A 22158-nucleotide genomic window follows, 5' to 3' on the forward strand; every position below is an offset into this window, starting at 1 on the left:
GTCAATAAATATAGTTTTGCTCAAAATGGCTTATTTTTGACGAGTAAACGATTATGAATCCTTAGATGGATTAGTTGTCGGGATAAAAGACGAACTTATCGAGAAGAACTTGTAATAATTTTGGTAGTACACTCAATTTATGTATACAATGTTCTTGACTAAGACTACTGGAGATTCTCCGTAGAGGGTAGTATAATAAACTCAATGAGAAAGAGGCAATGGTGCCTACAATGATCTGGATTCGCAGATTATGGTAGGCACTTTATTTTTTAGGGGATATATGTAAAGACTACAACCTTTATAAGTGTGATAGAGTGAAGTGTGATAGTGTGACAGAGAGATTTAGTAATTTTGTACGAACTTATGGCTAAGACCACAACATATTTTACGGGCCCAAATCCGGTGGATTTGGAGTGTGACAGTGCTCAAGAGAGAGCCCTAATAACCGAAATAGGGGTTCTCTCTTTCTTTTTTAAGGGGTGCGAAACTTAAGATTGTACAAATGAACTTAACTATATATGGACAGGTACCGTTCAAGTGCAGAAAACGACCATTCACTCCAAAATTTGTACCGTTAAATCTAAAAAGAGTGCGACAATTATGAAAAGTTGTTAATATTTAATTGTTAAGAAAATAGAACTAAGTTCTACCCCGCGGAACAGTTCTAGGATATTAAGTCTGAAGGAGTAATTATATATGCAAGCAAAGAAGAAAAAGGAAAGCCCAAGTACTGTTCGCTGTATCGATAAGGCAATTGATGTCTTGTGTTGTTTTTCCGTAAATGAGCCGGAACTGGGGATTTCAGAAATTTCCACTAAACTTGGGATGTACAAGAGCACCGTTCATAGAATTCTCAAAACCCTTGAAGAGAGGGGTTTCGTAATTCAAAGCTTACAAAATCAAAAGTACAGGTTGGGTTTTAGGTTGTTTGATTTAGGGTACGCAGTTGTGTCCGGGCTTGAAGTTAGGGATGTCGCGTTACCATTGATGCGTGAGTTGAGCGCTAACACCAGAGAAACAATTACCCTGAATATCGTTGATAACAATGAACGGGTGTGTATAGAAAAAGTCGAGAGTACTGAGGCTGTAAGAAATTTTGTGCAAATTGGTGGACGCAATCCTCTGTGGTTGGCCGGTTCCGGGAAGTTGTTGTTAGCTCATTTGTCTGGGGAAGAAACAGAAAGAATCATAAAGGGAAAAGTGTTAGGCTTAACGGTACAGGGAAGTCCCATTAAACCGCAGGAGCTGCGTGAAGAATTGGCTCTTATTCGGGAACGGGGTTATGCGGTGAGCCATAGCGAAAGAAACATCGGTTCGGCTTCAGTTTCTGCGCCAATTCGCAACTATGAGGGAATATGCATCGCTGGGCTAAGCATTTCCGGTCCGGAGTCGCGATTCACCAGCGAACGTTTACAAATGCTGATTGAGCAGGTGGTGGCTACGGCCAGGAATATCTCGATCAGGCTCGGATGGAAAGGGTTTTAATTATTACAAGGTAAGCGGGTTCTCTTTTTACTGTAAAAATAGAACGCTGTTGCGCCGTATCGAACACAATGCGAAAGAGCGGGGTGTAGGTATTTAAGGGGGTGGTTGGAACAAGTGTTTTTATAGAAAAAAGCATAGGAAAAGGGAGTACTAGAGGGAAAAAGGAGGATTTAACAAATGTCAAGATTCAAGTGGCTCTTAGCGGTAGTTTTAGTGTTTACTATGGTTGGAAGCCTTGTAGGATGCGGGACACAGACTGCGAACAATGATAGCAAATCCCAAGCGAAGGAAATACTGGTCGGGAGTATCCACCCCATGACCGGAAGCATGGCCTATGAGGGGAAAGCTATCACCAATGCAGCGCAATTGGCTGTAGATGAAATCAATGCAGCAGGCGGAATTAAATCCTTAGGCGGAGCTAAATTGAAGCTTCTGGTGGGAGACAGCCAAGGCCTGCCGGATAAGGCTTCGAGTGAGGCTCAACGGCTTATCCGCGAGGGTGCGGTAGCTTTAATAGGGACATATACCAGTAGTTCAACCGTAACCGCTACTCAGGAAGCGGAGAAAGCGCAAACTCCATTTTTAATTACCGTAGCAGCGACCACGAATATTCAAGAGCGTGGCTTTAAGTACAGTTTCCGCATTCAGCCTAATGCTGATACTTTTAGCGAGGATTTTTTACGTTACATGAAAGAGATTAAAACTCCTGATATTAAGACAATTGCCTTAGTTCACGAAAATTCACTTTTCGGGACTTACTTTGCTGATTATGTCAAGAAAAATATTGCTAAAGCTGATCTAACTATGGTCGGAGACATTCCCTATGCGGCTAGCACTGCTACTTTAAGCTCTGAAGTAACAAAATTGGCCGGGTTAAACCCTGATTTGGTAGTTGGTGTGGGTTATTATCGGGATCAGGCTTTGTTAATTAAAACAATCCGTGAACGTAATCTCAAATTCAAGGGAATTGTAGGGATAGCCAATGGAGCGATCAGCGACCCGAAGATAATCCAGGATTTGGGCCAAGGTGCGGAAGGGCTGATGGACGTAAATTACCGTTGGAATCCTAATGCCCAATCCTCTGAAAAGGTTCTTGCAGCGTACAAAGATAAATTTAGCGATAACATGAGTCCGCATGCGATGTTTGGTTATACAGCGATCCAGGTTTTGGCTGATGCATTAGAGAGAGCAAGCTCTACAGAGAAAGTTAAGGTACGGGATGCTCTCGCCCAAACCAATTTTACCAACCATATCCTTCCTCAAGACGCCATTAAATTTAATGACAAAGGTGAGAATGTCAACGCCCAAGCAGTACTTGTCCAGATCCAAAACGGAAGGCAAGTCGTTGTTTACCCCGAGAAGTATGCCCAAGCTAAGCTGATTTTCCCCTTGAAATAGCACAACAAGAAGCTGGGAGCGGGGAACAAGGTCCGCTCCCAGCCTGATAATGTAGAATGAACGGAGGGAAAAGATGAGTGGAGCGGCGATAATACAGGCAACCGCTGACGGGATTCTCATGGGTGGTGTTTATGCCGTTACTGCCATAGGACTGACATTAATCTTTGGCGTTATGGAAATCGTCAATTTTTCTCACGGAGCTTTAATGATGCTGGGGATGTATGTTACCTACTGGTTGTTTGCGTTGTTAGGCATCAACCCTTATTTGACCATTCCGGTTAGTATTGTAGTTATGTTTGCTATTGGGTGGCTGATGCAAAGATTTTTGTTGAATAAAATTATAAAAGCCCCCCAACATAATCAACTGCTCCTGACATTGGGAGTTATGTTGTTCATTGAGAATCTTGCTCTCTTCCTTTGGTCGCCGGATTTTAGAAGTATAACGGTTCCAGGTCTAGAGACTGCTATTCAACTGGGCAATGTGTCCCTGAATAAGCCTAAACTTTTAGCCTTTGTGTTTGCTTTAATTCTGACTGTAGTCTTGTTCCTGATTTTACACAAAACCGCATTAGGAAGATCTATCCGCGCCACTTCTCAAGAGCGGGACGGAGCAAGTCTGGTCGGAATAAAGGTTAAAAACATCAACGCGATCGCCTTTGGAATTGGAACGGCTTGCGCAGGTGTGGCAGGTTCACTCATTGTACCATTTTTCTTCACATCCCCGGGAGCTGGCGCGGTTTTCCTCCTGAGATCCTTTGTCGTGGCCATCCTGGGTGGTCTAGGTAACTTTTGGGGGGCGTTGGTCGCAGGCCTGATTGTCGGTTTGGCTGAATCTCTTAGCGGGCTATTTCTCACAGGTAGCTGGAATGACTTAGTGATTTACGGTATCTTCGTGCTTGTGCTTTTGCTAAGGCCGACAGGTTTGTTCGGAGGGGGGCGTCTCAGTGGCTCACACTAAAAATATTGTTTCAGTTCGTAGAAAAAGAGCCCTGTTAAGCTGGGGCCTTCCCGTAATGCTAATCTTGTTGGTGCTGCCATGGTTCGTCAACAGCTATTTGCTTAATTTATTAATCATGGCGGCTTATGGTGCCTATCTTTCTCAATGCTGGAATGTAATGAGTGGATATGCCGGGCAATTTTCTTTCGGTCACGCAGCCTTTTTTGGTTTGGGAGCTTACACCTCAACTTTGCTTTTCGTAGATGCCGGGGTTTCCCCTTGGCTGGGGATGATCGCAGGGGCAGTAGTGGCTGGTGTCATAGGGCTGATTATTGGTTACCTATCTTTTCGTTATCGTTTGAAAGGACATTATTTCGCGCTTGCGACCCTGGCGTTCGCAGAAATACTTCGTGCAATCTTTACCAATACACCGTTTTTCAAGGGTGCTATGGGAGTACTCATCCCTATCTCTTCAGAATGGACTGTATTCCAATTTACTAACAAAGTATACTTCTATTACGTAATTGTGGCATTGCTAGTCTCGTTGACTGTTCTGTTAAGCTATATTTCCCGGACGCGCTTAGGACTGTATTTTGTAGCAATTAGGGAGAACGAAGATGCGGCCGCGGCGCTAGGTGTGAATGTTTTCCGTTATAAACTTGTGGCCCTGGCTCTCAGTGCCTCGTTAACTGCTTTAGCAGGAACTTTTTATGCCCAGTATTTTTCCTATATTGACCCCCATTTGGTCTTTGGGTCAGAGGTCTCAATTAACGCCATCATTCCTGCCATTATCGGAGGAGTAGGTACGGTTTGGGGACCTATTCTAGGGTCTCTTGTTCTCACACCTATTTCCGAGCTTACCGGCACCTTGCTTGCGAATTACAGCGGCATGAATTTGATGGTTTACGGTTTAATTTTGATTATCGTAATTATTTACCTTCCCGAAGGGGTTATGGGTTGGATCCAAAATAGGCGTTCCCAGAAAAAAGTCAAACAAAGTAAATCAATGCTGACAAGGAAGGAGGAGAATCTTCATGACACTCCTCTCAGCTAGTCGTTTAACTAAAAAATTTCTTGGTCTGGTGGCTGTCAAAGAGGTGGATTTGACCATAAACCAAGGGGAGATCCTTGGTTTGATTGGGCCTAATGGCGCGGGTAAAACTACTCTGTTTAATATGCTTTCCGGATTTTACCGTGCCGATGGAGGTCAGGTCGTGTTTAATGGACAAGATGTTACCAGCCTTAGCCCACACGAAATATGTAAAAAAGGCTTAGCAAGGACATTCCAGATTGTCAAGCCATTCGGCAAACTCTCCTCTTTGGAAAACGTCATGGTGGGTGCTTTTAATAGGGCCAAAAGTTATTCTGAAGCGACCGAAATAGCCGAACATTATCTGGCATTTGTCGGGCTGAACCATAAGAAAGATACTCAAGTAAAGGAATTAACTATAGGCGATCAGCGTCGGCTGGAAATGGCCAGGGCCTTGGCGACCGGCCCCCGTCTTTTACTCCTGGATGAAGTTATGGCCGGACTTACTCCAACTGAAGTTAGTCTGGTAATGGACTTGGTGCAAAAAGTCAGACAGGATGGTGTTACCGTCCTCATGATCGAGCACATTATGGCAGCTTTAATGAAATTATCTGACCGGGTTCTGGTTCTTCATCATGGAGAAAAGTTGGCCGAAGGAACCCCTGAAGAGATCGTTAATAATCCTAAAGTTGCCGAAGCTTACTTAGGGGAGGTGGCGATGCTTGCTCACAATCAATGATCTTTATGTAGGTTATGGCGACACGGTGGTGGTACAAGGTGTCACGCTGGAAGTAACAGAAGGAGAACTGGTTTCCCTGGTCGGAGCCAATGGAGTAGGCAAGACTACCCTGCTTAAAACGATTTCCGGTCTAGTGCGGGCTAAATCAGGGGAAGTTCTGTTTATGGGGGATAACATAACCAGGCTTGCTCCGGACGAAATTGTGGCCAGAGGATTAATTCAGGTTGCGGAAGGTAGGAAACTATTTCCGGCTATGACTGTAATGGAAAACTTGGAATTAGGCGCTTATACCAAAGACGCTAATAAAAAAAAGAAGCAAAACTTCGAACTTGTCTTTGAAATGCTGCCTGATCTCAAAACTAAAGCCCGTAATATGGCAGGAACTTTAAGTGGGGGACAGCAACAGATGCTGGCAATTGGGCGTGGACTAATGTCAGCACCTAAGCTTCTTGTTCTCGATGAACCTTCAATCGGATTATCGCCCCTGTTAACTCAAACGATGTTCGAAATAATCCGGAAAATAAAAGAGCAAGGGGTTACCCTGCTTCTCGTGGAACAAAACGTCCATCATGCCCTGGGAATGGCAGACCGGGGTTATGTAATTGAACAAGGGCGCATCGTTCTTAGTGGTCCCGCGATGAAACTCTTGCATGATGAACACCTCAAAAAGGCTTATTTAGGGATGTAAGGAGATTCTTATGAGAACAACAACCCAACTGCGCAATTTATTGGAAGCCGACGAATTAATCGTAGCCCCCGGTGCCGCAGATGCTCTGGTAGCTAGAATAATCGAGCAGACTGGGTTTCCTGCCCTCTATCTTACAGGCGCAGGGGTTGCCTACACCAGCATTGGGCCGGATCTCGGCCTTCTCGGAATGAGTGAAATGGTTAGCAGACTTGAATATATTTGCGAGGCAGTAAGTATTCCGGTGATTGCGGACGGAGATACCGGGTATGGCAATGCCTTAAGTGTTATCCGCACAGTGCGGGCTTATGAAAAAGCCGGTGCTGCCGCTATTCAGTTAGAAGACCAAGTGATGCCTAAAAAATGCGGTCATTTGGCAGGAAAACAACTGATTGAAGCAAGCGAAATGGTTAACAAGATTAAGTCCGCTGTAGACGCGCGTAAAGATCGGGATTTTATGATCGTGGCGCGAACGGATGCACGGGCTGTGCTGGGGCTAGAGAGCGCGATAGAGCGAGCCCAGCTTTACCGAGAAGCCGGAGCAGATGTTATTTTCGTAGAGGCACCGGAGTCAGTCGAAGAAATGCGACAACTCAACAGTAAGATAAAAGCACCTACTTTAGCCAACATGGTTGAGGGAGGCAAAACTCCATTATTGCCAAATCAGAAATTAGCGGAAATGGGTTATAAAATCGTTATTTATCCTAATTCAGCGATTAGAGTGATTGCTAGAGCAGTAAGCAATCTTATGAGATCCCTAAAAGAATCGGGTACGACTCAAGGGGAGTTTGAGCAGATGTTTTTATTCGACAAGGTGAATGACATTATTGGATTAGCCCAGTGGAGAGAATTGGAAAAAAAGTACCAAGGTTAATGGGAAAAGTATAAAAACAAAATTAATCTGACAGAAATAGAAAAAAGGGGGGGGAGTATGGGCTTAACAATCACGGAGAAGATTATGGCCAGAGCCAGTGGCCGGGAGACAGTACGTCCGGGCGAACTGGTATGGGCCAATGTGGATATGGCTATGATGCAAGATTCCGGCGGACCAAGAAGAATAGCTAACAATCTTGAGCACCTGGGAGTGCCGGTTTGGGATCCGGACAAAGTTACGATTGTCTCAGATCACTTCGTTCCGCCGAGCAATGAAACAGAAGCCCGTATTCAAAGTGTTACCAGAGCTTGGGTGAAGAAACACGGCATTCACAAGTTTCATGAGTTTGAAGGAATCTGTCATATTGTACCGATTGAGAAAGGCTATGTCAGGCCCGGAATTCTAATGGTCGGTGGGGATTCGCACAGTTGCACCGGCGGTGCCATGGGTGCAATGGTGGTGGCACTGGGCTCAACGGACATGCTGGGAGTTTTAGTTACCGGGCGTACTTGGTTACGGGTTCCGGAAACGATAAAGATTATTTGGGAAGGCAAATTGCCCGTGGGGACTTTTGCCAAAGATATGGTGCTCGCCAATCTTAAACAGCTTGGCACTGCCGGAGCTACTTACAAAGTGCTCGAATTTAGCGGAGAAACCGTAACGAACTTAGCACTTGATGAGAGAATTATTCTCACAAATATGTCGATCGAAATGGGAGCTAAGACAGGGATAATTGAACCTGACGATACAGTGCGCGCTCATATGAAAGACAGGGATGTTGACTTCGACCCTGTTTACAGTGATCCGGATGCGGAGTACGGTCAGATTCTTATCAATAAGGCGGAAGACCTTGAACCATTGGTGGCTTGCCCTCATAGCCCGGATAATGTTACATCTGCAGGTTCTCTGCAAGGTATCACCATTGATCAGGCATTTATCGGTGGATGCACTGGTGGGAAATATCATGATCTAGCGACGGCGGCATCCATACTTAAGGGGAGGTCAATTGCAACAGGTACAAGATTATTAGTGGCTCCGGCCTCCCAACAAGTTTTAAAGCAAGCCTTAGCCGACGGGGTTTTAGATATCCTGCTGAATGCCGGGGCCACCCTGTTGCCCAGTGCCTGCGGTCCGTGCGGAGGGCTCAGCATGGGCGTATTAAGTGATGGCGAACGCTGTATTTCCTCAACCAATCGCAACTTCCGCGGGCGTATGGGAAGCAGTAATTCCGAGGTCTACTTGGCATCAGCTGCTACTGTGGCTGCGTCCGCTGTTACAGGTCAGATTTCTGATCCAAGGGAGTTCATAAGGAGCTGAAGCAGATGGAGATCATTAGAGGACGTGTCTGGAAGTTCGGAGACGATATTAATACCGATGTGATTGCCCCAGGCAAGTATCTAAAATTGCCCAATGAAGAGATGGCTAAACATGTGTTCGAAGGGATTGATCCGGAATTGCCGGGAAAAATCAAACCCGGAGATATGGTGGTCGGAGGCGCTAATTTTGGCTCCGGGTCGAGTCGGGAGAGCGCCCCCGCAGCCATTAAGTATGCTGGAGTCAGTGCTGTTGTGGCTGTGTTTTTTGCGCGGATATTTTTCCGCAATGCGATTAATTTGGGTCTGCCGGTACTGGAGTGTCCAGAAGCTCATAAGATCCTTCAGAGCGACGAGCTGGAGATCGATATGAAAAACGGGGTTATTAGGAATCTTACCCAAGGTCAAGTTTACAAGGCAAGCCGCCTGCCTGAACATATACAGCAGTTGATCGTAGTCGGCGGGTTGGTTCCATATCTGGAACAAGAACTGGCTAAGGAAAGTAGTGCCAATGGGTAAGGAGGCCGAGAAATGCATATCTGGGTTGTGGTAGAAGGGGATGACCACGGTATGCGCGAGGGTTCCCGCGAGATTCTTACCGCAGCCGGGAATGTTCAGGGAGGGGTACTTGCTGCGGCCATCGTACTTGCGCCGAACACGGAAGATTTGGTTAAAGAAGTGACGGAATTTGGACCTCAATCGATTTATCTTACGGAAGAATGGCCGGAAAGTGCTTCGGGAGAATCTTTGGCAGAGTTTTTAGGTGAGCTAATTGAACGCGAACAACCAGGGTTAGTTCTGGCAGCAGAAACTCTGTTTGGGAGGGGACTTCTAACTAAGACGGCGCTGCGCTACCAAATGCCATTTTTCCCCGACTGCATTAGTGTTTCGCTTGAGCAGGACAGTTTACTTTTTGAGCGCCTTTGGTACGGGGAACGTCTAAGCGCTTTTCTTACATCCGCACAGGAGCGACCGGTTTTAGCGACATGGCGTGAAGGGTTGGTCAATGTCAAGAAGCGGTCAGGTCTGAATAGCAATGTTCAAAAGCTACGCCCACCCAGCCAACGGTCAAATCTAATTCGATTTCTTGAAGAGATAAAGGCAGATCCCCGGACGGTGGACCTGAGTGAAGCTGAAGTTATCGTGGATGGCGGGGGAGGCATGGGTTCAGCCGCAGGATTTCAACGAATCTATGAACTGGCTGAACTCATTGGGGCTGCTGTCGGTGGCTCCAGAGTGGCCCGGGACAACGGCTGGATTCCCCTGACGCGGCAGATTGGGCAGACCGGAAAAATTGTTGCTCCGAGCGTGATTATCTCCTGTGGAATCTCAGGCGCAACCCAGCATGCGTTCGGCATGCGTGACGCTAAGAAAATAATTGCGATTAATAAGGATAAGAATGCTTCTATTTTTAAGATTGCCGATGCCGGAATAGTTGGCGATGTGCACGAGGTACTGCCGGAGTTAATTAAGCGGATAAGGGAGGGCAAGGAAAATGCCAGGCCAATGGGAGCATAAAATGGAGATTGCGGTGCCAATCAGTTACTGGCCGCATCGGGCAGGCCCTCTCGCTGTTGAAGGTGGTCAGTTCTCCACCAAGGAGGAGACTGTTTACGATGTAGGTAGTTTTGACCTTTTTGCTCTGGAAGAGGCTCTCGCGTGGAGAGACCGCTGGGGAGCTAAGGTCACGGTTGTGCTGGTCGGACCTGAGGCGCACGAGGAAGGATTGCGTGCATCTTTAAGCCTGGGAGCTGATGATGCGGTGCGTCTGTGGGATGAGGGACTGGAAGGTTTCTTCCCTACACCCTCAATCGTAACCGCCCGCATACTTGCTGCTTGGATTGAAAAACGCGGATTCCAATTGGTGCTGTGCGGGGATAAATCGAGTGCAAGCGCATCAGGATTGGTGGGGAACTATTTGGGACATTTTTTAGCAAGGCCCGTCCTTTCAAGGGTCGTTCAAATAGAGACGATTGCGGAAACAAACCTAAAAGTAACCTGCCGGGGAGAAAAAGGTAATAGGCTCGTGTACGAATGTCCCTTGCCCGCGGTGCTATCTATGGGCAGGGGAAAAGAACCCCGTTATCCTACACTTCCGGCGCGGTTAGCCGCTCAGCAGGCGGAGATCCCAGTTTTCGGTCTGGCGGAGCTCCAACTTGATCGTTCAGATATTCAAGCTTTAGCGTCTTATAGTCATACTTTGCGTTTAGCAGGTGCCCGACCTAAACCAAAGAAGATCTTTACGCCGGACAGTTCACTGTCTGCCGCGGACAGAATGAAAATGATACTCGCGGGTGGGGTCAAAAGAAAGAAAAGCAATGTGGCGGAGGGTAGTCAGGGTGGGGCTGCCGGAGTCTATGAATTATTGAAAAAAGAAGGACTTGTATAATCCCAAAGTCATGGGGCAATAAAGAACTGGTTGGACTGGGAGGGAAGCTTATGAATTGGGATGCAGAGGTTGATGTTGCAGTGGTGGGAGCCGGTGGCTGCGGGTTGGTCGCTGCTTTGGCTGCAGCAGAGCTAGGGGCTGAGGTTGTTGTTCTGGAAAAAACCGAACATGTACTGGGGAATACTGCCAGCAGCGCCGGGATGATTCCAGCGGCAGGCACTCGCTTTCAACGAGAGGCGGGAATAGATGATTCTCCGGAACAAATGGCGGCTGATATTTTCAAAAAGAACGGACATGAAAGTGATCCGGAGTTAACCCTGGCAGTTTGCCGTACCTCCGGCCCGCTGGTGGAGTGGATGGTAGACAAGCTCGATATCGAACTGTCCCTGTTCACGGAATTTAACTGGCCAGGCCACAGCCATCATCGGATGCATGCGCCCAAATCCAGAGGTGGGCTGGATCTGATTAACCAACTGCGGCGTGAAGTGGCCAAACGGGAAGATATTTACCTGATGCTCCAATCACCGGTTACGAAGCTAATAACCGGGGACAACGGGGAAATTATCGGTGTGGAAACCCGTACTCCTAATGGCATGCAAAGGATTGGAGCGAAAAAGGTCATTCTGGCCAGTAATGGCTTTGGCGGCAACAAGGAGATGGTGAAGCAATATATCCCGGAAATGGCGGATATCCTGTATTTTGGCTATGAAGCCAACACGGGGGATGCCATCCAGTGGGGAATAGAACTAGGAGCACAGTTGGAGAATATGACTTGTTTCCAGGGGCATGCCTCAGTGGCTTCCAGTCACGGAATACTGGTTAGCTGGGGAGGTGTCATGAGCGGCGGCTTCCTGGTCAACCAGTTGGGTGAGAGATTTGGGGATGAATCTGAGGGTTATTCCGAGTATGCCCTGGAGGTGATGAAGCAGCCCGGAAAGATTGCCTATTACATCATGGACGAAGAGATACATCAAAATCTACTGACTCTTGAGGATTATAAAAATCTAGCCCAGTTAAACGGGTTAAAGATAGCAGATACGCCCGAGGGGCTGGCGCAAAAATTGGGCTTGCCTGAAGCCGGTCTGGCCGTTGCCTTAGACCAATTCAACCAGGCTGTTCAGGAGGGTCAAGACTCCTTTGGCAGGACTTGGTTTCCCAGAAGGCTGACCCCTCCGTTCTACGGTGTCAAGGTAGAGCCAGCATTATTCCATACCCAGGGTGGCTTAAAGATCAACGTCAATGCCCAGGTGTTAAACACTGCTGGAGTGCCAATCCCCAATTTATATGCAGGGGGAGGAGCAGCGGTAGGCGTTTCAGGCCGTAAGCCCAAAGGATATATGTCGGGCAACGGGTTGTTGGCGGCACTGGGGTTTGGCTTCATCGCGGGCCGGCATGCGGCTGAACATATCTGATCGCGGTAGAATCCGGATGCTGTTTATCCGATGGTTCAGAATAGGCCAGAAAATCCAGGCCCTAAATAAATTATCTTTGAAGGAGGAATTTCAAATGGCAAGGATTTGGGAAGATCTTCTTACTGATGTTGACAGGTTGGTCATTGAAAAAGGTGGTTACGGCAAAAGTCGTGGTTTGGGGCAGAAACCTCTGCTCATGATTATTGATGTGCAGCCGAATTATGTCGGGGAAGATGTGCCGATCGAACAACAACTTGATCGCTGGCCGTCGGGCGGTGGGTCTGCTGCATGGGGAGCAATCCGCAATATTCAGCGCGTGCGTGAAGCCGCCCGTGAGGCCGGAGTTCCTGTCTTTTATTCACGGAATGTGCAAAAGAAGACGATTGCCTTTGATGGGTTTGCGACCAAAACCAATCGTGACCAAACCAAATACCTTGATGGCCGTTCAGAGACCCAAATCGTTTCCGAGCTAGCTCCTGCGGACCATGAATTAGTGATTGACAAGGCTTATGCCAGCGTTTTCTATGGCACTCCTTTACAGAGCTATCTGGTTAAGCTTGGTATTGATACGATTATTATTGTCGGCGGCTCCAGCAGTGGCTGCTGCCGGGCAACTGCGGTGGACGCGGTGACGCGGAACTACAATGTGGCCATGATTGAGGATGCCGTGTATGACCGCATTCAACTGTCCCATAAGGCAGCTTTGCTCGATCTGTGGATGAAGTATTGTGATGTCGTTGACAGTGAGAATATTATTAACTACTTTCAAAGCCTGAAGTAAGATCCTCCCAGCAATAAATTACCGGGCTTCCCGGTACTAGCCGCAAGGTGGCATCTAATTCTTGGAAAGGTAAGGGAAAGGAGATATTAAGATGGATCTTTTAATCAAAGGTGCTAAGGTTGTATTTGCGGATAGGGTGGATTTGGCTGACATTGGAGTAAAGGAAGGAAAAATTGCAGGCATTTTCGCCCCGAATTCGGGAGTTCAAGCTGCCCAGATACTGAATGTAACCGGACTCGCTGTATTTCCCGGAGTGATTGACCCTCATATGCACCTAGGAATCTACAATGACATGGCAACTGATTTTACAGCCGACACTAAGGCCGCGGCCATTGGCGGAATTACCTCGATCGTCAATTATTATCGCGGCAAGGAATCATATAAAGAAAGCGTTCCGAACCTGATCGAGGTTGGTGAGAAACATAGTCTGATTGATTTTGGTTTTAGCCTTGGGCTTTTAACGAAGCAGCATGTGACAGAAGCGGAAGAGTATGCCCGTGATTTTGGCGTGACTTCGTATAAGTTTTATAGAAATTACCAGGATGATGTCAAAAGAATTTTCGGCGTGGAAGATCCTTTGACCTTGGATTCTGCCGATATGATGTTCATTCTGCGTGATTTTGCGAAGAAGTCATCTAGACTTTCATTATGTGTTCATTGTGAAGATATGGATTTGCAGAGAAAAGTGGCGGCGGAAGTCAAATCTGAGAATGCCCGAGACACTCTGGCGTATTTCGCACGCACCAGTCCGGATTACGCCGAAACGGTATCGGTGATGCAAGCACTGTACCTTAATCGTTTGGTTGACGGCAATATGTATATCGTGCATATGAGCGCAGGATCGAGTGTGGATTTTATCGACACGGCTAGAGAATTGATAGAAAAAGGAGTTACAGTGGAAACCTGCCCCCATTATCTTGTACTCACGGAAAACTCCCCAGCGAATTTATTGGCTAAAGTTAACCCGCCGATTCATACGGCCCAGGATTCCGAGAAGTTGTGGGAAGGAATTCGCACCGGACTCATTACGACCCTTGGCTCTGACAACTGCCCGAGCAATTTGGACAAGAAATACAGTAAAGGCAAAGATGTCTGGGGAACGATGCCCGGATTCCCCGGAGCAGGCCTAATTTTGCCGGTCCTGATCAGCGAAGGGTACCATAAACGAGGTATTCCGCTGGAGACTGTGGCTAAAGTGAGCAGTCAAAACACTGCTCAAGCGCTGAACCTGCCGCAAAAAGGAGGGATTCGGGTTGGTGCCGATGCGGATTTTGCGATCGTTGACTTGGATTGGGAACGCGAAGTAACTCCTGAAGTGTTTGGCAGTTGTGACTACACGGTGTACCAAGGCATGAAATTCAAGGGGTGGCCGCGCTACACGATCAGCCGTAGGGAGGTCATTGCCCAGGACGGCAAGATTACCGCTGAATCCGGACGGGGTCGCTATCTGAAGCGCAGTCTCTAAGATTAAACAAGAAAAGGGGAAAGAGTGATGTCAAGTCTACCTAACCTGTTTAGTCCGTTGGAAATAGGACCAGTGGTGATTCGCAACCGCATTGCCAGTTCCGCACATGTCACTAACTTCGGCCTGGACGGGTTTCCCACGGAACGTCATGCTTACTATCTGGCGGAAAAAGCAAAAGGCGGAATAGGGCTTATTATCATGGAAGCGATGTATGTACATCCTTCCACCCACGCCCGGCGCTCGGCCATTGCAGGTTACGATCCCGAGATCATTCCCGAACTCAACCGGGTTACTTCGATGGTGCAAGAACATGGGGCGAAAATTTTTGTTCAACTTTTGCATATGGGGCGTCAGATGGTAAGCACGGAAAGTCGTCTGCCGATCATGGCTCCTTATGCCATTCCGAGCCAGAGCAAAAAAGAAATTCCCCACGCCATGACCGAAGTGGAAATAGAGGAAGTTATTAAAGCTTTCGGCGCAAGTGCCAGAATAGCCAGGGATGGTGGCTTTGACGGAGTCGAAATTCACGGTGCCCACGGGTATTTAATACAGCAGTTCTTGTCGCCCCATAGCAACAAACGAACGGATCAGTGGGGAGGAAGTTTTGACAACCGCTTGCGCTTTGCTCTTCGGGTGATTGATGAGGTAAAGGAAGCTTGTGGATCGGATATGGCGGTGGGCATTCGGATTAGCGGTGATGAGTTTACTGACGGGGGTCTTACCCTTGATGATATGCAACAAATTGCGGTACGCCTTGAGGGTACCGGCAAACTTGACTTTATCAATGTAAGCCAGTGCAATTATGACGGACTGAGCTTTGCTACCATGATTCCGGATATGCATTTTCCTTTTGGTTCTTTTGTGTACTTGGCAGCCGGTATTAAAAGGGTTGTTTCAAATATTCCGGTTTTTACCGTTGGGCGCATTATCGACCCAAGCCATGCCGAAAAAATACTGGCTGACAATCAGGCTGACGCAATTTGCATGACCAGGGCGACTCTTTGCGATCCGGAGATGCCTAATAAAGCGAAAGAAGATCGCCTGGATGACATCCGTTACTGTATTGGCTGTAACCAAGGATGTGTCGGCATGATGCATCGCGGTTTCGCAATTACTTGTACCCAAAATCCGACCGTAGGCTTAGAGTCGGAGTTAGGGAGCGGCACGATGGCTCCTGCCCAAGTGCAAAAACGGGTGTTTGTGATCGGCGGCGGTCCGGCAGGAATGGAAGCGGCCCGGGTGGCAGCCATGCGTGGACATCAAGTCACTCTATGTGAGAAACAGAACGCTCTGGGCGGAAATGTTCTGTTAGCGGCTGCCATTCCGGCCCGGCAAGAACTGAGTGGGGTTGTGCGTTATCTAAGTCATGAACTTGAACGGTTAGGGGTTCAAATTAATCTTAATACCGAGGGAACAGCGCAACTGGTAGAGAAAGAACGACCCGAGGTCGTCATTGTTGCCACAGGTGCCCGACCGGTGCTGCCAGATGGGCTTGCATCCAGCGTTGTTAAGGTTGTACCGGTTGAAGATGTTGTACAAGGGAAAGTCACCGTTGGTGACAGGGTAATACTTGTGGACGATGACGGTCATTATCGGGCTACAAGTGTCGCCGAGTTTCTGGCCGAACAAGAAAAAGAGGTGACATTGATTACCCCGCGTACCATCGAAGGTTCGGATATCGTACAGATAAGCTGGATCACCCAGCATACCAGGCTGCGTGCGGCAGGAATTACGATCACGACCGGAAGTGGTGTTACAGGAACTGAAGGACGTTCAGTTCTGGTAGAAGATCTCTATTCAGGAGAAGAGTCTGTCTTAGAAGATATAGATGCTATTGTTATTGCGGGGGTACGTCAGGCTCGTGACGAGTTGTTCTCAGAGCTGCAGGGAAAAATTCCGGAAGTATATGTAATCGGAGATGCAATGGCTCCACGTTCTATTCTCGAGGCGGTGCGGGAAGGGCATTTGCTCGCCCGCAAACTTTAGGAGGGAAACCGTGCAAACTCGCATTCAGGTCACACTCACGGTATCTGAGGGAAAAAGGCTGATTGCCAAAGGTATCGTAGCTTTACCCGAGGTTCTACGCGCCGTAGACGGAGGGAAAATCCTTTTGAAAGGCGGTACTACCGTTTCGGCTGTAAGCGAAGAAATGGTTGGTCAACCTTTGAAAATATCGGGAAGGATTTCTCCTTCCGGTGCCCGCACCTGCCGGGACAGCACCCTCAAAGGGCATGTTGCCCTGTTGACCGGTGGCAGATTCGAAATTGTTGACAACACCTTAAAGGATGTTGTGCCGACTTTGGGGTGCGATGACGTGGTAATTATCGGTGCTAATATCCTGGATTTAGATGGAAATGCTGCCATGTGTGTAGGTGGTGCCTTAGGCGGGCCTGCAGGGGAAGTACTAACCGGAATTCAAGGTTCAGGGGCCAAGATCATCATTGCTGTCGGTCTGGAAAAGTTGATACCCGGCCGGGTCTCTGATGCGGTAATGGCCGCCGGACGCAACACGATGAATCAAGCTCAGGGCATGGCTTTCGGCTTAGTTCCCTTAATAGGCAAGGTGATTACAGAAAGAGAAGCACTTTCCTATTTAGTAGATGTTTCGTGCACGGTTATTGCCAAAGGCGGGATCGACGGGGCGGAAGGAGCAACTACGATGGTCGTAGTTGGTCAATCAGCCGAAGTAGCAAAAGCCGCAGAAATTGTGAATCAAGTCAGAGGAAGTGTGGTTAGCGGGATGGCAGATAGCCTTATCGAATGTCAGCCGGGAGGCACGGGATGCCGCAATCATAAAGGATGTCTTTATAAAGCCGGTAGAAAGCAGTTCCAAATACAGTAACGAATATGCAGGGGAGGAAAAACGGGAGTGCCAGCTAGGGAAGTGTACTGGAATATAATGAACCACAACCTCATGTACCTCTTACTATTGGTCACACTTATCATTTTCCTCTACGGAGTGGGCGGACAAATCCGAGCTCTAATAAAAGGGAAAAAACAGCCCGGTTTAGTGAAAAACTTATTAAAAGGTCTGAACGTTCTATGGCAGGAAGCGCTTAAACAAAAGCGTATTCGCAGAGATACCCTGGCAGGTTATATGCACCTTTTCCTCTTTTGGGGATTTTCTGTCCTTTTCGTTGGTACTCTCATCGTAGCCCTCCAAGCAGATTTTGGGATTCGCGTTTTAGTAGGGCAGTTTTATCTTTGGTTTTCGTTAGCCCTTGATTTAGCCGGACTTTTGGCCTTGATCGGAGTTATTGGCCTAATATATCGGCGGGTTGTTGTCCGACCCGCCGGTTTATCGGCCATAACAGAGGACTGGGTTTTATTAGTTTTTATTGCACTTATCCTAATGACCGGTTTTTTAGTTGAAGGAGTTCGACAAGCTGCTACGGTTGATCCGTGGGCTCTTTGGTCACCGGTGGGTTTATTGTTTTCCATAATGTTTAGTTCCTTGGGGGTTGACTTACCCGGAACACATAGAATTTTATGGTGGCTGCACTTAATATTAGGCATGGGTTTTTTCGCTTATCTCCCATTTAGCAAAATCAGGCACCTTCTTTTTGCGCCCATAAATATCTTGTTGTCAGCCAACCGTGAAACGGGTAAGATTCTTACCTTAAATGTGAACACCGCAAGCCCGGTATTTGGGGCAGGCAAGATTGAAGGTTTTACACGCAAGCACATACTTGAAAGCCTCGCCTGTACACGCTGTGGCCGATGTGAACAGGGGTGTCCGGCTTTTCTGACCCACAAACCCCTATCACCTAAAGAATTGAATAGTACTCTGAAGGATTTCTTTTCCGGAAAAGGCTTAACAGGGGAAAAGGTTTTTGCGCCGCTTGGGCCGTTAACCCCGGAAACAATCTGGGCCTGTACGACCTGTGGCTATTGTGAGAATGAATGCCCGGTCCTAATTGAGCAGGTGGGCCGGACGGTAGAAATGCGCCGAAGTCTGGTTTTAGAGGAAGGCAGAGTTCCGGACGAAATGCGGCAGGTTTTACGCAATCTTGATAAACAGGGAAATCCCTGGGGTGAATGGCGCGGCTCCAGAGGGCTATGGGCCCAAGCTACCGCTGTTCCTCTGCTTAAAGATAAAGGAAAAACGGACGTGCTCTATTGGGTTGGCTGTATGGGTTCTTTTGATGAACGTTCCCAACAGATCTCGGGGGCTGTAATTAAAATCCTTCAAGCGAGTCAAGTTGATTTTGCCATTTTGGGCGATGAGGAGAACTGCTGTGGAGATGCGGCCAGGCGGACAGGCGAAGAATATCTCTTCCAAAAACTTGCTCGGGAAAATATCAAGACCGTGGAAAAATATGGGGTGAAGAAAATTATCACGGCCTGCCCCCACTGTTATCATACGTTGAAAAATGATTATAGCTCGGGAATGGGCGCTAAGTTTGAGGTTAGGCATTATACCGAGTTTGTGGCGGAGCTTCTCCAAACAGGATCCTTACAGATTACCGGTGAAATAAACAAACCGGTAGTATATCATGATCCTTGTTACCTTGGCCGTTACAATAATATTTACGAAGCGCCGCGGCAGGTTCTCAACAGCATTCCCGGTCTGGAATTAACCGAGATGGAGCGGAACCGGGATAGAAGCTTCTGTTGTGGGGCCGGCGGTGGGCATATGTGGATGGACGAGGGAGCAGGCGAGCGGATCAACCATGTCCGTGCCCAAGAGGCTATGGATACGGACGCACGTACAGTAGTTACATCCTGCCCGTTTTGTTTAACCATGATGGAAGACGGCACCCGTACAAACGCTAATGAAATTGAGGTCATGGATTTGGCAGAGTTAGTTGCTAAAACGATTTAATGTCCAGAGCCATTTTCCCGCGATAAGGATATTTCTTCTGGGAAGATGGCTCGTCTATATTCATGGGAAACGGTTTTAGTTGACTTTAGTCAAGAAATTGAGGGAGTGGAGGGAATGGAGAAAACAGAAGGCTGGAAAGAAATAGCGGAGTTTGTGGTATCAAACGGCTATGATCAGATTCCCGAAGAAGCAAGGAAACAAGCTAAGCTTGTTTTGCTGGATACGCTGGGAGCCATGCTCGCCGGAAGCCATGTTTATCCGCTGCCAAACTTAGTTGCTCAATGGTCAAGTGAACATGGTATTGGACCGGTTACTGTTGTCGGCTGGTCCGAGGGAATGGATTTGACTACAGCGGCTTTGCTTAATGGTACATCGGCAGTTGCCTTGGAAATGGATGAAGGAAATCAATTTTCTAAGGGGCATCCTGCATCCCACATTATTCCGGCAGCGCTCGCCTGGGCGGAACTGGCGGGGTCTAGTGGCAAACAGTTAATAGAAAGTATAGTGATGGGTTATGAGATAGCGACACGTATCGGTGGTTGCACAGAGCTTCGCTCAGAGGTCCATCCTCACGGGACTTGGGGAACAATTGGTGCAGCGGTAGCCGTGGCCAAGCTCAAGGGTTTTAGCGCTGAAGAAGTACTAAGCACAATCAGGTTGGCTGCTTCCCTTAGCCTTGCTTCCACTTGGCCCAGTGCCCTGGAAGGAGCAACGGTAAGAAATATTTACACGGGTCTCAGTAATCAACTCGGTTTGCTAGCCACAGATCTGACAAAAGCGGGAATTACTGCTGCCCGTGGTGCTGTGGAGAGCGTTTATGGGCAAATTCTCTCCACCCGCTTTGATTCTGACTGTCTAACCCAAAAGCTTGATGAAGATTACTATATCAGCAAAAATTATTTCAAGATGTACTCCTGCTGCCGGTACAACCATGCAGCCCTTGATGCGATTCAACTTATTTTGGCGGAAGATCTGATTACAGATGACCAAATTGATAAAATAGAGGTTGAAACATATGGTGCTGCAGCAGTATTAAAAGAGCAACAGCCAGCCAACATGTTGGCTGCAAAATTCTCAGTTCCATTTGCTTTGGCAGCTTATATCGTACTTGGCAATGCCGGGGAAGAAGCATTTTCGAATAAGACCGTAGAAAATGAACGTATTCGTCATTTAGCTCAAAAAATTACTGTGTCTGAAAATCCTGCTTTTACAGCGATGTTGCCGCAAAACCGCCCTGCCCGCGTGACTGTCTATTTGAAGGACGGGAGAACAGCAGAGCGAGCTGTAAGTTCCTCCCAAGGAGGATTTGATAATCCCTATCCGGTCAGTATGATATTAGATAAGTTCGAACAGTTGGCACAGAATGTGGTTGGGAGTCAGGCCGCAAAACACATAATCAATTTGTGCCAGGGTCTCGAGAAGATGGATGATATTCAAGAACTTACACGTTGGCTTATATAACATTCGCGTAAATGCCATTGCCCGAGGTGTGAAATCAACACCTTCTGGCACGAATGCTAAGAAATAAAAATTAATCCCTTATTCATATTTTGTGGTAAGATTATGGTATTCTAGCTTGTGCCAGTAAAATAAAACGTCCGGGTACTTTTAAGGGAAGAAAAAATGGATAATAACGACAGAATATTCACTCGAAATTACATCCTAGCTTTCCTGGCGACACTCAGCCTTTTCGGCTCAATAAACTACCTTATCCCAATATTGCCAGTGTATTTTCAAAACTTAGGGTTTAACAACACCGAGATCGGGCTCATCATCAGTACTTATTCGTTTTCCGCAATTTTTCTCAGGCCGATCATTGGGAAATATTCTTCTCTTTATGGCAGCAAAAAACTAATGCTGGCTGGAGCGCTTATTTTAACTCTTGCCAGCCCTTTGTATTTGTTCGCCAAAGCCATCTTTGCATTAATCGTAGTTCGTGTCTTAAACGGAGCGGGCACCGCTAGTTTTGCTACATCATCATCAATTTTCATTTCATATATTGCCCCCAAAAAACGGTTGGCTCAGTCTATAGGAATTTACGTTACTTCCGTCAGTCTGGCGTCAGGGTTAGCGCCGACATTGGGCTCGTTTCTAATGAGCAAGTATTCTTTTCAAATAGTTCTGCTGGTTCCGTCCTTGGCAGCGCTGGCAGCCGTAATCTTTGTGGCCAAAATCGATTATCAGTTCTCGCCTGAGCAAATGAGCACGGGAAAATCATTTGCGGAAATTATTAAAGACAGAAACGTAATTCTACCAAGTATTACCTGGATCAGTGCATCTTTCACCATTGGGGTAGTAATGGCTTTTTTGCCGTTATACGTGTTCACGGTTCCGGGTACCAATGCCCCGCTGTTTTTTGCGGTTTATTCATTGACTCTCATCTCTATCAGATTCATTGGCGGGGGCTTGTCTGACCGTCTCGGACGGATGAAAGTTATTGTTCCATCCATGATGCTAATCGTCTTGGGTATTTTAGGCCTGGCGTTCATCAACGGACCGCTATTTCTCGCCGCATGTGCTATCGTCTACGGGCTGGGGTTTGGTCTTGCCTACCCCAGTATGGCTGCGTTGGTGGTAGATAAATCGGATACTAACAGCAGGGGAATGGCTCTGGGGATTTTCTCAGCATCTGTTGACGCCGGGCAATTTCTCGGACCGTTTTCTATGGGAATCGTGAGCCATTTTGCAGGTTTTAGAGTCATGTTTACGGTCGCGGCAGTAGTGCCTTTGCTCGGGATGATATTTTTCTGGGTTATGTATGGATTGCTACCGGGTCTTAAACGCAAAAATAAAAAGTGTGGTAAAATATGAAAAAATCATTCCAG

General features: G+C 47.4%; 19 protein-coding genes. All 19 read left to right on the forward strand.

What is annotated here, in order from left to right:
* The first annotated feature begins 696 nt into the window (after positions 1-696).
* The 19 genes from ACYQ2N_RS18215 to ACYQ2N_RS18305 all read left to right on the forward strand — a co-directional run bounded on the left by ACYQ2N_RS18215 (position 697) and on the right by ACYQ2N_RS18305 (position 22144).
* On the forward strand, positions 697-1485 hold the full coding sequence (locus tag ACYQ2N_RS18215) for an IclR family transcriptional regulator (protein WP_460000838.1): 789 nt from the start codon (positions 697-699) through the stop codon (positions 1483-1485).
* A 177-nt stretch (positions 1486-1662) separates the two neighbouring features.
* Positions 1663-2883: an ABC transporter substrate-binding protein gene (locus tag ACYQ2N_RS18220; protein WP_460000839.1), complete on the forward strand. Its 1221-nt coding sequence runs from the start codon at positions 1663-1665 to the stop codon at positions 2881-2883.
* 73 nt (positions 2884-2956) lie between these two features.
* On the forward strand, positions 2957-3841 hold the full coding sequence (locus ACYQ2N_RS18225; RefSeq protein ID WP_460000840.1) for a branched-chain amino acid ABC transporter permease: 885 nt from the start codon (positions 2957-2959) through the stop codon (positions 3839-3841).
* Positions 3828-4874, forward strand: coding sequence for a branched-chain amino acid ABC transporter permease (locus tag ACYQ2N_RS18230; protein WP_460000841.1), 1047 nt, complete (start codon positions 3828-3830; stop codon positions 4872-4874). The genes ACYQ2N_RS18225 and ACYQ2N_RS18230 overlap by 14 nt, the downstream gene beginning before the upstream one ends.
* The gene (locus tag ACYQ2N_RS18235) at positions 4855-5589 is read left to right on the forward strand and encodes an ABC transporter ATP-binding protein (protein ID WP_460000842.1); all 735 of its coding nucleotides are present in this window, start codon (positions 4855-4857) and stop codon (positions 5587-5589) included. The genes ACYQ2N_RS18230 and ACYQ2N_RS18235 overlap by 20 nt, the downstream gene beginning before the upstream one ends.
* Positions 5573-6277, forward strand: coding sequence for an ABC transporter ATP-binding protein (locus tag ACYQ2N_RS18240; protein WP_460000843.1), 705 nt, complete (start codon positions 5573-5575; stop codon positions 6275-6277). Before ACYQ2N_RS18235 ends, ACYQ2N_RS18240 begins: the two co-directional genes overlap by 17 nt.
* Before the next feature lie 10 nt (positions 6278-6287).
* Positions 6288-7148: an isocitrate lyase/PEP mutase family protein gene (locus ACYQ2N_RS18245; protein ID WP_460000844.1), complete on the forward strand. Its 861-nt coding sequence runs from the start codon at positions 6288-6290 to the stop codon at positions 7146-7148.
* Between the two features lie 57 nt (positions 7149-7205).
* Positions 7206-8465 carry a 3-isopropylmalate dehydratase large subunit gene (locus tag ACYQ2N_RS18250; RefSeq protein ID WP_460000845.1) on the forward strand — a complete coding sequence of 420 codons (1260 nt, stop codon included), beginning with the start codon at positions 7206-7208 and terminating at the stop codon, positions 8463-8465.
* A 5-nt stretch (positions 8466-8470) separates the two neighbouring features.
* Complete coding sequence (locus ACYQ2N_RS18255) at positions 8471-8980, forward strand: 3-isopropylmalate dehydratase small subunit (protein WP_460000846.1); 510 nt, start codon at positions 8471-8473, stop codon at positions 8978-8980.
* Between the two features lie 12 nt (positions 8981-8992).
* Positions 8993-9979 carry an electron transfer flavoprotein subunit alpha/FixB family protein gene (locus tag ACYQ2N_RS18260; RefSeq protein ID WP_460000847.1) on the forward strand — a complete coding sequence of 329 codons (987 nt, stop codon included), beginning with the start codon at positions 8993-8995 and terminating at the stop codon, positions 9977-9979.
* Complete coding sequence (locus ACYQ2N_RS18265) at positions 9957-10850, forward strand: electron transfer flavoprotein subunit beta/FixA family protein (protein WP_460000848.1); 894 nt, start codon at positions 9957-9959, stop codon at positions 10848-10850. The genes ACYQ2N_RS18260 and ACYQ2N_RS18265 overlap by 23 nt, the downstream gene beginning before the upstream one ends.
* Positions 10851-10900: 50 nt before the next feature.
* Positions 10901-12262, forward strand: a complete 1362-nt coding sequence (locus ACYQ2N_RS18270) for an FAD-dependent oxidoreductase (RefSeq protein WP_460000849.1) — start codon at positions 10901-10903, stop codon at positions 12260-12262.
* Positions 12263-12356: 94 nt separating this feature from the next.
* On the forward strand, positions 12357-13043 hold the full coding sequence (locus ACYQ2N_RS18275; RefSeq protein WP_460000850.1) for an isochorismatase family protein: 687 nt from the start codon (positions 12357-12359) through the stop codon (positions 13041-13043).
* Between the two features lie 91 nt (positions 13044-13134).
* A complete protein-coding gene (locus tag ACYQ2N_RS18280; protein WP_460000851.1) occupies positions 13135-14508 on the forward strand; it encodes a dihydroorotase in 1374 nt (457 codons plus the stop codon).
* Between the two features lie 27 nt (positions 14509-14535).
* Complete coding sequence (locus ACYQ2N_RS18285) at positions 14536-16494, forward strand: oxidoreductase (protein ID WP_460000852.1); 1959 nt, start codon at positions 14536-14538, stop codon at positions 16492-16494.
* A gap of 10 nt (positions 16495-16504) precedes the next feature.
* On the forward strand, positions 16505-17350 hold the full coding sequence (locus tag ACYQ2N_RS18290; RefSeq protein WP_460000853.1) for a hypothetical protein: 846 nt from the start codon (positions 16505-16507) through the stop codon (positions 17348-17350).
* Between the two features lie 27 nt (positions 17351-17377).
* The gene (locus ACYQ2N_RS18295; protein WP_460000854.1) at positions 17378-19333 is read left to right on the forward strand and encodes a heterodisulfide reductase-related iron-sulfur binding cluster; all 1956 of its coding nucleotides are present in this window, start codon (positions 17378-17380) and stop codon (positions 19331-19333) included.
* A 114-nt stretch (positions 19334-19447) separates the two neighbouring features.
* A complete protein-coding gene (locus ACYQ2N_RS18300) occupies positions 19448-20794 on the forward strand; it encodes an MmgE/PrpD family protein (protein ID WP_460000855.1) in 1347 nt (448 codons plus the stop codon).
* 162 nt (positions 20795-20956) lie between these two features.
* On the forward strand, positions 20957-22144 hold the full coding sequence (locus tag ACYQ2N_RS18305) for an MFS transporter (protein WP_460000856.1): 1188 nt from the start codon (positions 20957-20959) through the stop codon (positions 22142-22144).
* Positions 22145-22158 lie beyond the last annotated feature (14 nt).

The organism is Paradesulfitobacterium aromaticivorans (assembly GCF_054657415.1).